Source organism: Erwinia sp. MYb416, assembly GCF_037479575.1.
GTDB classification, from domain to species: Bacteria; Pseudomonadota; Gammaproteobacteria; order Enterobacterales; family Enterobacteriaceae; genus Erwinia; species Erwinia rhapontici.
Genome location: NZ_JBBGYT010000085.1, coordinates 1 through 732, shown reverse-complemented (window position 1 = coordinate 732; position 732 = coordinate 1). Strand labels below are relative to the sequence as shown.

Annotated in this window: 2 pseudogenes; both read right to left on the bottom strand. The window is 56.0% G+C overall.

Annotated features, from left to right (window positions below):
- Nucleotides 1–561 (bottom strand): annotated as a pseudogene (locus WH277_RS00750) (GMC family oxidoreductase); the annotation flags it as partial.
- A 37-nt stretch (nt 562–598) separates the two neighbouring features.
- Nucleotides 599–732 (bottom strand): annotated as a pseudogene (locus WH277_RS00745) (gluconate 2-dehydrogenase subunit 3 family protein); the annotation flags it as partial.

Sequence of the window (732 nt, the reverse complement as noted above, 5' to 3'; positions counted from 1 at the left end):
TTCGTTGCTGCGGTTGCCTTCGAACGGGTTGCCGCCCTCAACGATCTCCCCATTGAGTTTGCCAGCTTTACCGGACACCCCGGCGATCTTCTCAAAGCGGTCGTAGAACGGCTCCAGCTCGTCATAGGTCACTCCCCAGTCCTGTAAAATCAGTCCCTTGTCGATTTTCTCTTTGCCATAGCGTGCTACGGTCTGACTGTAAGGTTCCAGATCCCACGGCGTGAAGCGCCAGGCCATACCGGCCCAGTGGGTGCCAGATCCCCCCACGTTGTAGCCCAGTTCATTCAGGTTCCAGTCGCGCGATGGCAGGGCTTTCTGAGTGATGTTATTGCGGAACGTGGTGGTTTCAACCGCGGGTGGAAGCAGCATACTGCGCCGCGTATCCCAGCGCAGTTCATCGGTATCAATTGACGGTGGAAAATCGGTGGCGGTTTCGAACCACGGGCCACGTTCAATGGCAACGACATTCAGGCCTGCGCGGGTTAGCTCTTCGGCGATCAGAGAGCCGCACCAGCCCAGACCCACAATGACGACATCAGCGTTTGGACGGACATTTTTCATTTCGGGACTCTATTACACAATGGCATAAGCAGCCGGATTACAGGGTGTTGTCGATCAGGCTGGTGGGGATAATATTCAGCTTCTGCCCTTTTTTGCTCAGCAGATCGCGGAAGTCGTAACGGGCACCGGGGAAGCCCAGCATCTTCCAGCTGGTCATCTCTTTATTGCCGC